This window comes from Polaromonas sp. P1_E1_2, assembly GCF_056406035.1.
The window spans coordinates 1-14,523 of sequence record NZ_JBFUAZ010000037.1; the positions used below are offsets into that span (position 1 = coordinate 1).

Annotated in this window: 12 protein-coding genes and 1 pseudogene; 3 read left to right on the plus strand and 10 right to left on the minus strand. The window is 63.5% G+C overall.

The window, feature by feature from the left end; translation table 11 throughout:
• The 4 genes from AC1D1P_RS03860 to AC1D1P_RS03875 all read right to left on the minus strand — a co-directional run.
• On the minus strand, positions 1-1,125 hold a 1,125-nt coding region (locus tag AC1D1P_RS03860; RefSeq protein ID WP_477672137.1), incomplete at its 3' end, for a PQQ-dependent sugar dehydrogenase.
• Positions 1,126-1,257: 132 nt separating this feature from the next.
• On the minus strand, positions 1,258-1,716 hold the full coding sequence (locus AC1D1P_RS03865) for an Lrp/AsnC family transcriptional regulator (RefSeq protein WP_092132085.1): 459 nt from the start codon (positions 1,714-1,716) through the stop codon (positions 1,258-1,260).
• A gap of 560 nt (positions 1,717-2,276) precedes the next feature.
• A complete protein-coding gene (locus AC1D1P_RS03870; protein ID WP_477672138.1) occupies positions 2,277-4,409 on the minus strand; it encodes a sensor histidine kinase in 2,133 nt (710 codons plus the stop codon).
• Positions 4,406-5,131, minus strand: coding sequence for a response regulator transcription factor (locus tag AC1D1P_RS03875; protein ID WP_477668700.1), 726 nt, complete (start codon positions 5,129-5,131; stop codon positions 4,406-4,408). Before AC1D1P_RS03875 ends, AC1D1P_RS03870 begins: the two co-directional genes overlap by 4 nt.
• A gap of 208 nt (positions 5,132-5,339) precedes the next feature.
• Between AC1D1P_RS03875 and AC1D1P_RS03880 the strand changes: the two genes are divergently transcribed.
• Positions 5,340-6,623: an SPFH domain-containing protein gene (locus tag AC1D1P_RS03880; RefSeq protein WP_477668701.1), complete on the plus strand. Its 1,284-nt coding sequence runs from the start codon at positions 5,340-5,342 to the stop codon at positions 6,621-6,623.
• Positions 6,623-8,047, plus strand: coding sequence for a hypothetical protein (locus tag AC1D1P_RS03885; RefSeq protein ID WP_477672139.1), 1,425 nt, complete (start codon positions 6,623-6,625; stop codon positions 8,045-8,047). The genes AC1D1P_RS03880 and AC1D1P_RS03885 overlap by 1 nt, the downstream gene beginning before the upstream one ends.
• Positions 8,048-8,065: 18 nt before the next feature.
• Here AC1D1P_RS03885 and AC1D1P_RS03890 read toward each other — a convergent pair whose 3' ends face one another.
• Together AC1D1P_RS03890 and AC1D1P_RS03895 are read right to left on the minus strand one after the other, a co-directional pair.
• On the minus strand, positions 8,066-8,908 hold the full coding sequence (locus AC1D1P_RS03890) for a creatininase family protein (RefSeq protein WP_477672140.1): 843 nt from the start codon (positions 8,906-8,908) through the stop codon (positions 8,066-8,068).
• A gap of 158 nt (positions 8,909-9,066) precedes the next feature.
• A pseudogene (locus tag AC1D1P_RS03895) lies at positions 9,067-9,294 on the minus strand (IS1595 family transposase); the annotation flags it as partial.
• 228 nt (positions 9,295-9,522) lie between these two features.
• Here AC1D1P_RS03895 and AC1D1P_RS03900 point away from each other — a divergent pair.
• Positions 9,523-9,735, plus strand: coding sequence for a hypothetical protein (locus AC1D1P_RS03900; RefSeq protein ID WP_477666459.1), 213 nt, complete (start codon positions 9,523-9,525; stop codon positions 9,733-9,735).
• 98 nt (positions 9,736-9,833) lie between these two features.
• Here AC1D1P_RS03900 and ubiA read toward each other — a convergent pair whose 3' ends face one another.
• The 4 genes from ubiA to recG all read right to left on the minus strand — a co-directional run bounded on the left by ubiA (position 9,834) and on the right by recG (position 14,510).
• Positions 9,834-10,694, minus strand: coding sequence for a 4-hydroxybenzoate octaprenyltransferase (gene ubiA, locus AC1D1P_RS03905; protein ID WP_477672141.1), 861 nt, complete (start codon positions 10,692-10,694; stop codon positions 9,834-9,836).
• Positions 10,695-10,707: 13 nt separating this feature from the next.
• On the minus strand, positions 10,708-11,220 hold the full coding sequence (locus tag AC1D1P_RS03910; protein WP_477668705.1) for a Dps family protein: 513 nt from the start codon (positions 11,218-11,220) through the stop codon (positions 10,708-10,710).
• 90 nt (positions 11,221-11,310) lie between these two features.
• Positions 11,311-12,312 (minus strand): hydrogen peroxide-inducible genes activator, encoded by a 1,002-nt coding sequence (locus AC1D1P_RS03915; protein ID WP_477668706.1) that lies wholly within the window; start codon positions 12,310-12,312, stop codon positions 11,311-11,313.
• A gap of 47 nt (positions 12,313-12,359) precedes the next feature.
• Positions 12,360-14,510 (minus strand): ATP-dependent DNA helicase RecG, encoded by a 2,151-nt coding sequence (gene recG, locus AC1D1P_RS03920; protein ID WP_477668707.1) that lies wholly within the window; start codon positions 14,508-14,510, stop codon positions 12,360-12,362.
• Positions 14,511-14,523 lie beyond the last annotated feature (13 nt).

Here is a 14,523-nt window from a genome sequence, read left to right on the forward strand (position 1 = left end):
GTTCCAGGAACCGTGTTCACCGATAAAAACTCCCGAGGCCAGTGATGGCGGCAGCGCATTGCCTTCTGAAAACACCATGCCCAATGGCGCGACATGGGAGCCCAGTGCGTAGTCGGGTGAAACCGCTTGCGCCACCAGGTCCGGACGCGGCGGCTTGACGCGGTCGTCCACGTTCTGGCCGTAATAGCTGTAGGGCCAGCCGTAAAACACGCCATCACGCACCGAAGTCAGGTAGTCGGGCACGAGGTCGCTGCCGATCTCGTCGCGCTCGTTCACCACCGTCCAGAGCGCGCCGCTGCCGGGTGCCCAACCCATGCCGTTGGGATTGCGCAGGCCCGAGGCAAACACGCGGTGGCTGCCGGTTTTGGGGTCGATCTCCCAGATGGCGGCGCGGCCGGTTTCGGCTTCCATGCCGCGTTCGCCCACATTGCTGTTGGAGCCGACGGTGACATACAGCTTGCTGCCGTCCGGGCTGGCGATGATGTTTTTTGTCCAGTGGTGGTTGATAGGGCCGGCCGGCAGGTCTACCACCTTGACGGGCCCCGCCGTGATGCTGGTTTGCCCCGGCTGGTAGGGAAAGCGCACCACGGCATCGGTATTGGCGACAAAAAAATCGTTGCCCACCAGCACCATGCCGAAGGGCGAATTGAGGTTTTCCAGAAACACGCTGCGGCTTTCGGCCTTGCCGTCACCGTCGGCGTCGCGCAGCAAGGTGATGCGGTTGGCCGTGGGCGCGCCGGCGCCGGCCCGACCCATCACCTTTTTCATGAACCAGGCACGCAGGCCCTTGCCGTCTTCCGGCTTGGGTGGCGCATTGCTTTCAGCCACCAGCACGTCACCGTTGGGCAGCACGTAAACCCAGCGCGGATGGTCCAGGCCGCTGGCCAGGGCCGTGACGCCCAGACCCGCCATGGGCGTGGGCATTGCACCCTCCGGCCAGCCCTTGGCCGGCGCGATGTTCACCGTGGGAAACAGGGTCTTGTTGGGCTTGGGCAGGGTTGGATTGGCGCCCATACCGGCCTCCGGCGGCAACAGGGCGGTGTCGCCGCACGCGGCCAGCGCACAGGCGAATGCCGCGCACAGCACCAGAACATGCCAGACGCGTTGACAGGCAATCGATCGCATAAAACCCCCTGAAGAAATGACGGCAATGCCAGCGCTCCGCATGGTGCGGGCATTCGTCAGTGTGGGTGGGTGAGGTTCGCGCAGCTGTCAGCCGGCCCCACCGACCGCTGTCAGCGCTGACCTTCGCCTGGCTCAGCCGGGCAGCAGCGGCAGGTCGGCCTTCTTCAGCGTGCGCAGCACAAAGCTGGATTTGCTGTGGCGTATGCCCTTGATCTTGTAGAGCCGCTCGCGCAGCAGGCGCTCGTAGTCCTTGGTGTCGTGCACGGCAATGCGCAGCAGGTAGTCGTATTCACCGGACACCAGGTAAGCCTCTATCACTTCGGGAATGGCTGCCAGTGTTTCACCGAATTTCTCCAGCGTGTTGTCGGAGTGGCTGTCGAGCGTGACCTGCACCATCACCGTGTCGCCCAGGCCCAGCGCCTGCGCATTGAGCCGCACGGTGTAGCCCTCAATCACCCCAGCCTCCTCCATCTTCTTGATGCGGCCCCAGCAGGGCGAGGGGCTCAGGCCGACGGCCTGGCCGATGTCTTGCAGGCTGGTGCGCGCGTCAGCCTGCAAAACCTGAAGGATTTTCCGGTCTAAAGTGTCCATTCAGGTAATTTATCTGAAATTGGCCGTTTTACAGATTTTTTATCTGTTTATGGGAAATTCAACAGCAAATCAGGCAAATTATTCGGCCCTACCCGCGAGATACTTTCTTACATGGCAGCGGGCTTACCGGTCCGCCTGGCAAGACAAGGCCCCCAGTGAGTTACCGCTCACTGGGGGCTTTGATTTTTATTCCATTGCTAATTCGCCGCGATAGGTCGTTACGCCTCCTTGCCGTGCCAGGGCCTGTCAATGCCATTTATGCAAATGCGAATGGGGTGAAAACGGTGCCAATCAAGGCGCGCGACGACGCCCAGACTTTTGTCTGGCTAGAAGCGCAACGCCGAGTGGCGCCGTTTTCACCCCATTCCCTCCGGGTTGCGATCAAAAAGGCCTTGCGCGGCGTTGCAAAGCCTTGACGGGGTCTACCCCGCCTGCGTTTTGCGCCTTGCTCAAGGCCTTTTTGACTCGCAACGCATCTGCATAAATGGCATTGGCAGGCCCTAAGCACTGTCTGCGGCGGCGCGCCTACTCTCGCAGCGAATTAGCAATGGAATCAGGGATCAGCCGACAGCGCACTGCAGGCGCAACTCCAGGCAAACGCCGCTGTCCCGGTTGTGCGCGGTGATGGTGCCGCCCATCTTGGCCATATAGGTTTTGGCGACAAACAGGCCCTGCCCGCGCTGTCCCGCGGCACCGGTATCTGGCTGGTCAGACACGCCGTATTCGAAAACCTTGTCCAGCAGGCCGGCCTCGATCTGCGGGCCCAGGTTGCTGATGGTGATGAGCGCCTCGGGCGCGGTGCCTTCCTGTGCCTGCTGCGACAGCGTGATGCGGATCAGGCTGCCGGGCAAACGGTAGCGATCAGCATTGCGCAGCACATGCGACACGACATCTTCCAGCGAATACTCGTCGGCACGCACCCTGACCGGCTGGACCAGCGGATCAAAGGCCACACCGGGAATGCCCGCGGCCGCAGCGTTGCGCGCCACGTGGCTCAGGAACTCATTGGCATCCAGCGTCTGCACATTGAGCGCGGTGGATTCAAAGGCTTCACTGGGCGATGCGCTGCCGTAGAGCACGCGCACGGCCTGCTGCATGCGGCTGATGTAACGGTGCGCGGGGTCGTCGGCGCTTCCGTGCAGCACCATGAGYGATTGCAGGGGCGACATGATTTCATGGCCTACCGCGTGCCAGGTGTCTTTTTCCTGGGCGACCCGGATCTGCTCGCGGCGCACGTCTTCGTTCACGCGCTGCAGCAGGTCTTGCAGGCCGCCGGCCAGCACACCCAGCTCGTCGCCGCCACGCAGGTCGGCCAGGTCAACCGTTGCCAGGTTGTCGCTGGCGCGCACGCCCTTGGACACGGTGGCCGCGCGGCGGGTGAGTTCGGTGATGCGGCGGATGATCCGCAGCTCAATGGCCAGCCAGGTCACAAAGATGGCCAGCAGCATGCCGCCCACAAACCAGGACACGCGGGTGGCCACGGCCGTGAGGGCCTTGTTGACGCTGCGAATGTCACCGGTCAGCGAGAGTTCATAACGCCCGAGCGGCGTACTGATGATGTCGGCGCTCGTGACGGGTGCGTCATAACCATCCACCTGCAGCCGGCGTATCAACCAGGCAATCAGCGGCGAGGACCGCTCCGCCGTCTCCGCGCCGGACAGCGACACGACGTCCGGGCTGGCACCCGCGCTGCCCAGCCTGCGGATGCGCAGCTTCTCGCCGGGCAGCAGCAAAGGGGTCAGCTCAGACCATGAAAAAGGTGCGGTCGCCCCCCCGGCATTGCTGTCAAACAGCGGCTTGCCCTCGCCGGGAGCCAGCATTTCCACCTGCACCTTGATCTGGTCCAGGTCGGCCGGCGGCCAGACGATGCCCGCGGGCCCTTTGGAGAACAGAGCCTCGCGAAACAGCTCAACCGGCAGGCGCACGCTGACAAAGGCACGCCGGGCGCAATCCGGGTCTGCCGCCAGCGTGCCGTCCGCGCAGCGGCTGTCTTGCCAAAGCCAGCCGCGAAAGTCGCGCACGGGCCGGCTGGCCGGCGTGATCGGACCCTCATCGGCAAAGCCCACCAGCCGGCCCCTGGCATTGGCAAAAGGCGAGGCGTTGCGGCCCTCGTCCATCGCCTGCATGGCCTGGAAAGGCGCGATCCAGCGGTAGCGCTGCCCGCGCATGTCGACCGTGATGCGGGCGCGATGCGCCTGGCTTAAATCCAGCGTTCCGGAGGTGTGCGACACCAAGGGTCCGCTGTTGAAGCTGCCGACGGCATAGAGAAAACCGCCGGCAAAGGGGTTGTTGCCGACGGCCACGCACATCGACGCCGCGTCGGGGTATTGCACCAGGCAGCCAGCCATCTCCACTGCCTGCTGGGCCTTGTTGCGATCGTCGAAATCGAGGGCCGAAAAAGGCAGCACCAGCGGACGCAGCGGCGTCACCTCATGCTCGTAGGCCGTGGGGTTGAGCAGCACCAGCTGGCCCGTGGGATGGCGCAGCTTGGCGGCGATCTGCGCCTGGTTTTTGCGAAAGCCGTCCTGGTAATTTCGGTAGCTGCGCTCCTTTTCGTCTTGCAACACGGCGATAGCCAGGGCGACGGTGGCCATCGCCAGCAGAAAAAAAGCGCCGCGAAAAAATACGCGCAGCCCGAAGGGTACGCGCGCCGGCAGCAGGCGCTCGACATCCAGGCGTGTGGGCAGCTTCACGGCTTGCCTCTGCCGCGCGGGGGCTCCGCCGCCTCGGCCCAGCGAAAGCCTCGCATCGGGATGTTTTCAATGCCGTCAAAGGCCGCATCGATTTCCTTGAACGCGTCGCGAATCGTGCTGACGTGCTTGCGGATGTTGTCGCGGTTGCGGCCGCTCTTGACCACCTGGTACAGGTCGTCATAGCTCACCACCTCGCCGCGGCGCGCGTGCAGCGCCGCCAGGATGCGTTGCGCCGTCAGCGGCAGGTTCACGCGCTGACCGCGCCAGATAGCCGTGTTCTGTCGCAGCGGGTCCAGCTGCAGCTCCTGGCTGTCTGCGGCGGGCGCCTTGCCTTCCGGCTTCGTTTTGGCGGTGCGCAGGATGTCGAGGAAAGTTTCGATGAAGTCGGCTTCTTCAAACGTGGTCTTTTGCAGGTAGTCCCAAGCGTCCAGCGCTTTCATGATGCTGCGGTAAATGGCAGCGGGCATGGCGGACACCACCAGCACGGGCGTACCCTGCCGCTGCTTGTTGATGGCGTTGATGATGGCCACGCCGGCATGGCGTTCGCGCCCCAGTTCGATGTCCAGCACCACCGCGTCATAGCCTTCGCGGGCAACGGCGGCCTCGGCGTCGTCGCGGTTGAACCATTGGTCGACCTGGATGCCCGGACGGGCCGATTCAATCCAGCCCTTGAGCTGGTTGCTCATGGGCAGGTCGTCTTCGATCACGGCAATTTTGGTCATGAGGCCTCAAGAGGATGGGGTGTCGCCATTATGGGTGTGGCCTGCGCCAGGCCGTGTGAGTGTTTCTTCCGTTGGCGGAGGGTTGCCGCCGCCAAACCGTGCAAAGACACCGCGCAGGCGCATTGAATGCTCCGGGCCCGATTCGAACAATGGAGGCCAGAGAAAGCGCAACCCGCGCCTCTCGCCAAACCAACCGGAGGAGCCCATCATGAACCCACGCCTTAGCCGTATTTCCCTGCGCATCCGCGCCATCTTTTCCAGGGGGGTGCGCGGCACCCGCCGTATCGCTGCCACAGGGGTGCAGCGCGCCGCCAGCGCCAGCGGCCTGATGATCGCCACCGCCGCGGCGGGCGCGGTCGGCTACCTGCTGTGGGTGCACCCTCCCATGGAGTCGGTGGCGCGCGGCGACGTGGCGATTCGCACCAACCAGCTGACCGGCAGCGTCGACGAATTCCGCGAAGGTTCCTTGCTGCTGCTGCCAGCTCTGCATGAGATGCGCACTTTCTCGCTGCGCGACCAGGTCTACCGCCCTGAAGGCAGCAGCCGGGCCGACGGCCCCTCGCCCTTCCAGTCGATTGAAGGCATGTCGCTGGGAGTGGACATCACGGTGCGTTATGCACTGGATCCCACCAAGGTGAACGCACTGTCGAAAAACCTGCCCGACGACATCGCGGGCCAGATCGTGCAGCCCGCCGTGCAAGGCGTGATCTACAAGACCTTCACGCGCTACACCGTGCGGGAAATTTTCTCGAGCAAGCGTGCCGAAATCCAGCAGCTTATCGAAGCCGAACTCAAACCCAAGCTTGCGGCCGACGGCATCCTGCTGCGCACGGTGCAAATGGGCAAAGTGGACCTGCCCGCGGACTACCGCCAGGGCATGGACAAGCTGCTGGCCGAAGAGCTGGCCACGGAAAAGATGCGCTACACGTTGGCCCTGAAGGAAAAGCGCGTSAARGAAACCGAGCTGGACGCGATGGCCGAAAAAATACGCCGTGAAACCAATGCGCAGGCCGCCGCCAGYGAACAGGTAATTGCAGCCAAAGCGCAGGAAGAAGCCATGAAACATGTCCTGCCCTTCAAGCAAAAGCAGATCGAGCAGCGTCAACTTGAAGCCGAAGCCGACAAGCAGTCGCGCATCCGCACGGCCGAAGGTAGCGCCCAGGCGCGGCGCATCGAGGCATCGGGTGAAGCCGATTCGCGCCAGAAACTGGCGGATGCCGAAGCCTACCGGCTGGACCGCGTGGGCAAGATCAACAGCGAGCAGATGGCGCGCGAAGGGGTGCTGATCACGCGCCACCCGCTGCTGATCCAGAAGACCATGGCCGACAAACTCAGCGACAAGATCACCGTGATCATCGCCCCGCCCTCCACCAGCGGCGGCTTTGTGGGCGCGGGCCTGCTGGGCGGCGCGCCCAAAGCCGGCCGCACCGTGGCGCAAGCGCCGCGCGGCGCCGGCACGCAAGACCACGACGACAAAGAAGAGGCCGAATAATGATCACCACCGCACTTCTGACCCTGGCCATCGTGACGCAGGACCAGGCCACCCTGCGCGCCGCGCCGCGTGATTCGGCCGCACAGCAGGCGGCCCTGTGGCAAGGCGACGCGCTCGAGATCCGCGGCCAGCGCATGGATTACCTGCAGGTCTACGACCACAGGCGCGAACGCGCAGGCTTCATCCACGTGAGCCAGGTGCGCACGGTCTCGCTGCAGCCCGAGGAAGCGCCGCAGCTGCTCTCGGTGGTGCGCTTCCTCCGCGAAAGCCCGGGCGCTGAAGCCCTGGGCATTGCGTACACGGCCGCTTACCTCAAGGCCGCGCCGGCAGACGCCATAGGCGCGGAAGCCTTTGATGCGTTGGGCACCATGGCCGAACGCCTGGCGCGTCGCGCCTCCATGAAGCACGGCAAGGCCACGAGTGACGTGATCTCTGCGCACATGGAAGTGGCCACCTTTTATGGCGTGAACTTCAAGGGTTATGAGCAGAACGGAAGCATGCAGCTTTGCTACAACGGCGAAGCCTTTCGCCGCGTGCTGGCGCTGCCATCCGACGCCGAACAGCGCGCGCGCGCCGCACTGGCTGTGACCCGCCCCGATTGCATGAGCCCCGATCTGCACCCGCAGGACCGCTTCACGCAAGACCAGTGGCGCGCCGAAGTGCTGGACAAGGTCAGCGCCGCCCAGTTCGCCCAGTTGTCTGAAGTCAGCAAAAACCGTTTGCGCCTGCGCCGTGCCGGCGTGCACGCCAGTCTGGCGTTTGAGCAGGCGCGCCGGACTGAAGCGCCCACGGCAGCCGCCCAGCGCGCCCTGGCGGAACTCGCGGCGGTGAACAAGCTGGAGCTGACAGACAACGACAGGCAGGACTACAACGACGCAGCGATTCGCGTGGGCGCTTCGCGATGGGGCGCTGAAACCGCGCTTCCCCGCTTCGCCAAACTGACGGTAGCCACCGAGACGGGCCAGGCCGGCGAAACCTGCGTGGCGCTGTACGAAAACAAGGCCGACGGCAAACCCGGCAAGGAGGCCGTGGCCAGGCGCTGCACCTACGGCATCGTGTGGACCGCGTCCGCCAGCGCCCACCCGGATGGCCAGGCCCTGGCGCTCGCGGTGCAGCCGCTGGACACCTGGCGCGAGCTGTGGGTGTTTCGCAAAAGATCCGGGCAATGGACGATTGAGGTGCTGCCGCCCGCCAGCAATGGCCCCGAGTTGGGCTATGTGGAATTTGCCGGCTGGGTGCGCGGTACGCCTCACATGCTGCTGGCCCGCGAGACCCGCATTGCCGGGCGCCTGCGCCGCAGTTTCGAGGTGGCGCGCATGGACAGCTTGACGGCCGAGAAACAGGCCGGTGACCCGGGAACGCTGGCGGCCTTTGCCCGCTCGCAGGACGCCGCGTGGAAGCGCCAGACCGTGATCCTGCGCTAAATGCCTGCTTGCAAAAGCCTAGAACGCGGTTCTATCGCTCAGCGTATCGGCCGGCAACTGGTCGATCTCCACCAGCAGCCGCGCCAGGCTGCGGCCCGCGGCACCCAGCAAGGCACGGCCTTTGTCGGCCGTGGCAGCGGCTGCGTTACCCACCGCGCCTTGCGGGTTGTAGTCCTGCATCTGCCAGGCCAGCTTGGCGCTGCGGCCGTCACCCAGGATGCTGAACTTCGCAGCCCTGTCCTGTGAAGTGGAATGAAAGTTCTGAGCCTTGGCCATGTCGACCTGATCCGGCTTKAGCGCCAGCATCATGGAGGTTTCGATCTCGCCGGCGTGGATGCCGAAGCGGTGCTCTTCGGCACTGAACAAATCATTCACGGACTTGCCATCCTCACCTGTGAGCGGCAGGTTGAACCAGTTCACACTGTAGACCAGCATGCCCAGTCGGGCCCGCAGGTCGCGCGCCACCACGTCCAGCAGGCCCACCTGGCCGCCGTGCGAATTGAGCAGCACCAATTTCTTGACACCCGTTTGCGCAACGGATTCGGCCAGCTCGGTCCAGAGCCGGATCACGGTCTCGGCTTTTAGCGTGAGCGTGCCGGCAAAGCGATCGTGCTCGGGGCTAAAGCCCACCGCCTGCGTGGGCAAAAACAGCACCGGCTGCGTTGGGGGTAAATGCGGCAAGGCGGCTGCAATCACACCTTCCACCAACGTCGCATCCACATTAAGCGGCAGGTGCGGGCCGTGCTGCTCCACCGCGGCCACCGGCAGCACCGCAATACAGCGGGCCAGATCCAGGCGCGAAAAGTCAGGGCTTTTCAGGTCGGACCAGAAACGGGGGGGGTTGGCTGCATCGAAGGTCATGGAGGGTATTTTGAGCTATCTGGCGATGCCGGGGGCTGGGGACTTCTGGCTGGCGGCGAATTCTGACGAGCGGGCAAATCCCCAGGCTCTGGCGGCTCAACCGAGCGTGAAAGCGCACCGATCGCCATCAATCAGGGGCTTAAGAAGCAAAAATCCCGTTAAAGAGGATTGTTTCCCGGCAAGGATAGCAGCGACTTGTACAGGCTGCGGTGGCGTTGGTTCGACCTGAACCCGGTTTCCTTCAAGTGCAGGTAGAAGGTATGCCTGTGTGCACCGCTGAACTGCACCAGACGTCGCTTGGCATAGCGCCAGAAGCTCTCGATACCGTTGACGTGAACTGAACCCCGGGCAAACTCATTGTTGCCGCGGTTGACCCGCAGGTGTCTTCTGGTGATGAACTTTGCCTCTTAAGCCCTTGAATTAATAGCAATATGATTCTTCTGCCGTGGCGGCACGTGGCCATGGGATTTGCGGATGACCGCGGCCGGGCAAGTCAACCGCCTTGCGAGGGAAGACGTTGAAGAAGAGCGTCTGTCACGGCTGCCCTGGTCCTTCGTGGACAGTTCACCCGGCAACACCCGCACCATAACTTTTCCAACATCCGGAGCTTCCCCATGAACAAATTACTGTCCACCCTCATCAGCGCAGCCGTCCTCGCCATGCCCCTGGCCGTGATCTCCACGCCAGCAGCGGCCCAGGCCGCCGCACCCGCAGCAGCCCCTGCCGCCGCACCTGCCGAAAAAGCCGCCGCGCCCACAAAAGCCAAGGCAAAAGCCAAACACAAGGTCAAGCACAAGGCCAAGGCAAAAGCCAAAAAATCGGTGTAATTCGCGGATGAAGTTCCGCTGAGCCCTTGATCTGGCGTCAGGAATTGAAAAAGCCCGCAGATGCGGGCTTTTTTTTGGCCGTCTGTTTCGGCGCAGGCTCAACGGCCCAGGTACGACAGCGCAATTCCCGCAAATACCGTAAAGCCCAGCCAATGGTTGAGCCGAAACGCCTTGAAACAGTCATCGCGCTCGCGCTTGCGGATCAGCCAGCCGTGCCACAGCGCCTGCCCGAGCGCCACCGCAATTGCTATTAAATAAATAGCTTCTTGCGCAATATCCATAAGGGTTACAGCCCAAATTAACAGAAAAATCAGGTAACTGAGCATGACACCCGCCACATCGAACCGCCCCAGCGTGATGGCCGACGTTTTCATGCCGATCTTCAAGTCGTCGTCACGGTCGACCATGGCGTATTCCGTGTCGTAGGCAATCACCCAGAACAGGTTGCCCAGCAACAGTACCCAGGCCAGCAGCGGAACGCGCGACTGCACGGCGGCAAACGCCATCGGAATGCCAAAGCTGAAAGCGACCCCCAGCACCGCCTGCGGCATGGAGACATAACGCTTGGCATACGGATAGACCAGCGTGACCGCCAGCGCGGCGAATGACCAGGCAATGGTGACGACATTGGTGGTGAGTACCAGCCCGAAAGCCAGCAAAGCCAGCACGGCGCCGAGAATCAGGGCCTCTCTGACAGAAAGGGCGCCGCTGGTCACGGGCCGCTGCGCCGTGCGTTTGACATGCCGGTCAAAATCACGGTCGGCCACATCGTTGACACAGCAGCCGGCACTGCGCATGAGGAAAGTGCCCAAGCTGAACACGACCACAAGGTGCCAGCCCGGAAAGCCGTGCGAAGCCACCCAGAGCGCCGACAGGGTGGGCCACAGCAGCAGCAACCAGCCCGCCGGGCGATTCCAGCGGATCAACTGCAAATAGAAGTCGAGTTTTTGTTTCAACAAGCCAGGCGGCACCTTACTCTTCGAGCAAGGAGCGCAGCATCCAGGCGGTCTGCTCGTGCACTGTCAGGCGCTGCGTCAGCAAGTCGGCCGTCGGCTCGTCGCTGGCCTTGTCGGCCAGTGGAAACAATTCGCGCGCCGTGCGTGCGACGGCCTCATGGCCCTGCACCAGGATGCGCACCATTTCCAGCGCCTTGGGCGGCACCAAAGGCACATCGGGAATCGATGCCAGCTTGCTGAACTGGGCGTAGGAGCCCGGCGCGGGATGGCCCAGGGAGCGGATACGCTCCGCCACCGGATCGACGGCTGCCCACAATTCGGTGTACTGCGTCATGAACATCAGGTGCAGCGTGTTGAACATCGGCCCCGTCACGTTCCAGTGGAAGTTATGTGTGGTCAAGTACAACGTGTAGGTGTCGGCCAGCAGGCGGCTCAGGCCCTTGGCGATCGCTGCGCGGTCTTTTTCATTGATGCCGATATTGATGGAGGGTGCGGGTTTTCCTGCGGGCTTGGTCGATGTTTTGGCCATGGTGTTTCCTTTTTAAAGATTCTGGGACAACTTTACGAAATCAGGGAAGGGGCTGCAACAGCCGGGCTCAATGCCGGCCATAGACGGCGTTCACGACAGGCGATTGACGCCGGGCAGCTCGCACGCATAAATGGCATTGCGCAGCGCAGCGATCGCTTCGTACCGGGTAAAGCTGCGGCGCCACGCCAGCACCACGCGCCGGCTCGGCACATCGCCTGCGAAGGGCAGGTATTTGATGAACGAGGGTTGCTCTGCTGCCACCTTGCTGCGGCTTGCGGCCGTTTTCCCCTTGGCGGGTTTCCTGGCAGTTGCGGCCTGCTCGGCCAGCGCCTCCTTGGGCACGCCCAGGCGGGGAACCAGCGTGATGCCCATGCCCGCCGCCACCATATGCTTGATGGTTTCCAGCGACGAACCTTCAAAGCTTTTGCTGATGCCTTCGGCGCTGCTGGAAAAGCGTGCAAATTCGGGGCAAACCTCGAGCACGTGGTCGCGAAAGCAATGGCCGGTCCCCAGCAGCAGCATGGTTTCCTTCTTGAGCTCCTCAGCCGTCACGCTCTTGCGTGACGCCAGCGCATGGGCGCTGGGCACCGCCGCCATGAAAGGCTCGTCATACAGCGGCGCAATGGCCAGGTTGGTGTCGGGAAAGGGCTCGGCCAGGATGGCGCAGTCAATTTCACCGGTACGCAACTCTTCCAGCAACTTGACGGTGAAGTTTTCCTGCAGCATCAGCGGCATCTGCGGCGTATGCGCAATCGCCTGGCGCACCAGGTCAGGCAACAGGTAGGGGCCAATCGTGTAGATCACGCCCAGCCGCAGCGCACCGGCCAGCGGGTCTTTGCCGCGCTTGGCAATTTCACGGATGTTGTCGGCTTGCTCCAGCACGCTCTGGGCCTGGCGCACGATTTCTTCGCCCAGAGGCGTCACGGTGATTTCGTTGGCGTTACGCTCAAAAAGCTTGACCTGCAGCTCTTCCTCCAGCTTCTTGATGGCCACGCTGAGTGTGGGCTGCGAGACGTGACAGGCGTCGGCGCCCTTGCCGAAATGCTTTTCCCGGGCAACAGCGACGATGTATTTGAGTTCGGTCAGCGTCATGGGCTTATTGTGCTGCTTTTCTCAATCGCTGCATCGCCGGATGTTGCTTAGGCCTTCAGGTAATCGGCTTTGCCACCCAGCCAGCGCAGGATGTGCCGGTGAGCCAGTTCCGTATGCCGGTCCAGCATCAGCGGCGCCCGCTCGCGTGCCCAGGCCAGCAGCGCGGCATCGGTCTCGAGGTCGGCAAACCGCAGCAGCGGCGCCCCCGACTGCCGCGCCCCCAGGAATTCGCCGGGCCCGCGGATTTCCAGGTCGCGCCGGGCGATTTCGAAGCCATCATTGGTTTGCGCCATGGCTTTGAGGCGTTCGCGCGCCATCTCGCCGAGCCGGGACGCTTCGCCGGTCGAATACAACAGCACGCAGGCCGACGCAGCCGCGCCGCGCCCGACCCGACCGCGTAACTGGTGCAACTGGCTCAGGCCGAAGCGCTCGGCATGCTCGATCACCATCAGCGAAGCATTGGGCACGTCAACGCCCACCTCGATCACCGTCGTACTCACCAGCACGCCCATTTTCCCGGCGGTGAACTGGCTCATGACGGCCTTCTTTTCTGCAACCGGCATGCGAGAGTGCAGCAGTCCTACAGCGACACCGGGCAAGGCTGCACTCAATGCTTCATGCGTTTGCGTGGCATTGACCAGGTCGATGGACTCGCTTTCCTCGATCAGTGGGCAGACCCAGTAAATCTGCCGCCCTTCCGCCAGCTGCCCGCGTATGCGCGTGATCACTTCATCACGCCGTGCGTCGCTCACCACCTTGGTCACGATGGGCGTGCGGCCGGGCGGCAGCTCGTCGATGGTGGAGACGTCAAGGTCGGCGTAATAACTCATCGCCAGCGTGCGCGGAATCGGTGTAGCAGTCATCATCAAAAGATGGGGTTCCTGCCCACCTTCAGTCATTTTGCTGCGCAGGGCCAGCCGCTGCGCCACGCCAAAGCGGTGCTGCTCGTCGATGATGGCGAGCGCCAGGTTTTTGAACTTCACCTTGTCCTGGATCACAGCGTGCGTGCCTATGACCAGGCCGGCCTCCCCGCTCTCAATCAACGCCAGCATCTCGCGCCGCTCTTTTGTTTTCTGGCTGCCGGTCAGCCAGGCGGTCTTGATGCCCAGCGGCTCCAGCCAGCCGATCAGTTTGCTGAAATGCTGCTCGGCCAGGATTTCCGTAGGCGCCATCAGCGCACATTGCCAGCCCGCGTCGATGCAGCGTGCCGCGGCCAGTGCCGCCACCACCGTTTTGCCGGCGCCCACGTCGCCCTGTAACAGGCGGTGCATGGGGATGCTTTTTTTCAGGTCCGCCTCAATCTCGTTGCACACGCGCTGCTGCGCGGCGGTCAGCCGGAAAGGCAGGCGCTCCAGCAATTGGTCATGCAGCGTGCACTGCGTGCCGCGCACGGGTGGGCCCGCCAGCGAAGGTGCGCGCATGGCTGCGCGTATGCGCCGGGCCTGCAGCTGCGACAGCTGCTGGGCCAGCAGCTCTTCGGCCTTGAGCCGCTGCCAGGCCGGATGGCTGCGGTCTTCCAGTGTGGCCAGCGAGACATCTGGCGTGGGGTGATGCAAAAACTGTAGCGCCTCGCGCAGGCCCCATAAGGGCTGCAGCCTGTTTTCACCTAAAACTTCAGGCGGAAAGGTCTCGCGGAGATCAGCCCGCGCCAGGCCGCTGAGCACGGCTTTGCGCAGGTAGGTTTGCGGCAGTCCGGCCACGGTGGGATACACCGGCGTCAGCGCGCCGGGCAGCTCGCCGCCGGCCAGCCTGAAGCTGGGGTGGATCATTTCACGGCTGAGAAAGCCGCCGCGGATTTCACCCCGCACCCGAACATGGGCGCCTGTGCTCAGCGTTTTCTGGTGGGCCGGGTAAAAATTGATGAAGCGCAGCACGCAGGTGTCGCTGCCGTCGTCTACCGTCACCCGCAGCTGCCGGCGCGGGCGAAAGGCGATCTCGCTGTGCGTCACCTGGCCTTCGATTTGCACCAGATCGCCGTCGCGCGCGTCCGCCAGCCGCACGATGCGGGTTTCATCCTCGTAGCGCAGGGGCAGGTGCAAGGCCAGATCGATGTCGCGGCGCAGGCCCAGCTTCTCGAGCGCTTTTTGCGCGGGTGATTTGGGCGAGGCTTTTTCAGCCTTGGCCTGAGGCGCGGCCGTGTTCCCGGCCGCGGCCTCAGGCGGGACAGTTTTTCGGACGGAGGCACCAGGAGGCGACATGGGACAATTGTGC

What these genes read in the sequence shown, in the direction of transcription:
- AC1D1P_RS03865 (WP_092132085.1), bottom strand. Translation starts at nt 1,716, where the DNA reads ATGGACACTTTAGACCGGAAAATCCTTCAGGTTTTGCAGGCTGACGCG.
- AC1D1P_RS03875 (WP_477668700.1), bottom strand. Translation starts at nt 5,131, where the DNA reads ATGACCAAAATTGCCGTGATCGAAGACGACCTGCCCATGAGCAACCAG.
- AC1D1P_RS03885 (WP_477672139.1), top strand. Translation starts at nt 6,623, where the DNA reads ATGATCACCACCGCACTTCTGACCCTGGCCATCGTGACGCAGGACCAG.
- AC1D1P_RS03900 (WP_477666459.1), top strand. Translation starts at nt 9,523, where the DNA reads ATGAACAAATTACTGTCCACCCTCATCAGCGCAGCCGTCCTCGCCATG.
- AC1D1P_RS03910 (WP_477668705.1), bottom strand. Translation starts at nt 11,220, where the DNA reads ATGGCCAAAACATCGACCAAGCCCGCAGGAAAACCCGCACCCTCCATC.
- AC1D1P_RS03915 (WP_477668706.1), bottom strand. Translation starts at nt 12,312, where the DNA reads ATGACGCTGACCGAACTCAAATACATCGTCGCTGTTGCCCGGGAAAAG.
- recG (WP_477668707.1), bottom strand. Translation starts at nt 14,510, where the DNA reads ATGTCGCCTCCTGGTGCCTCCGTCCGAAAAACTGTCCCGCCTGAGGCC.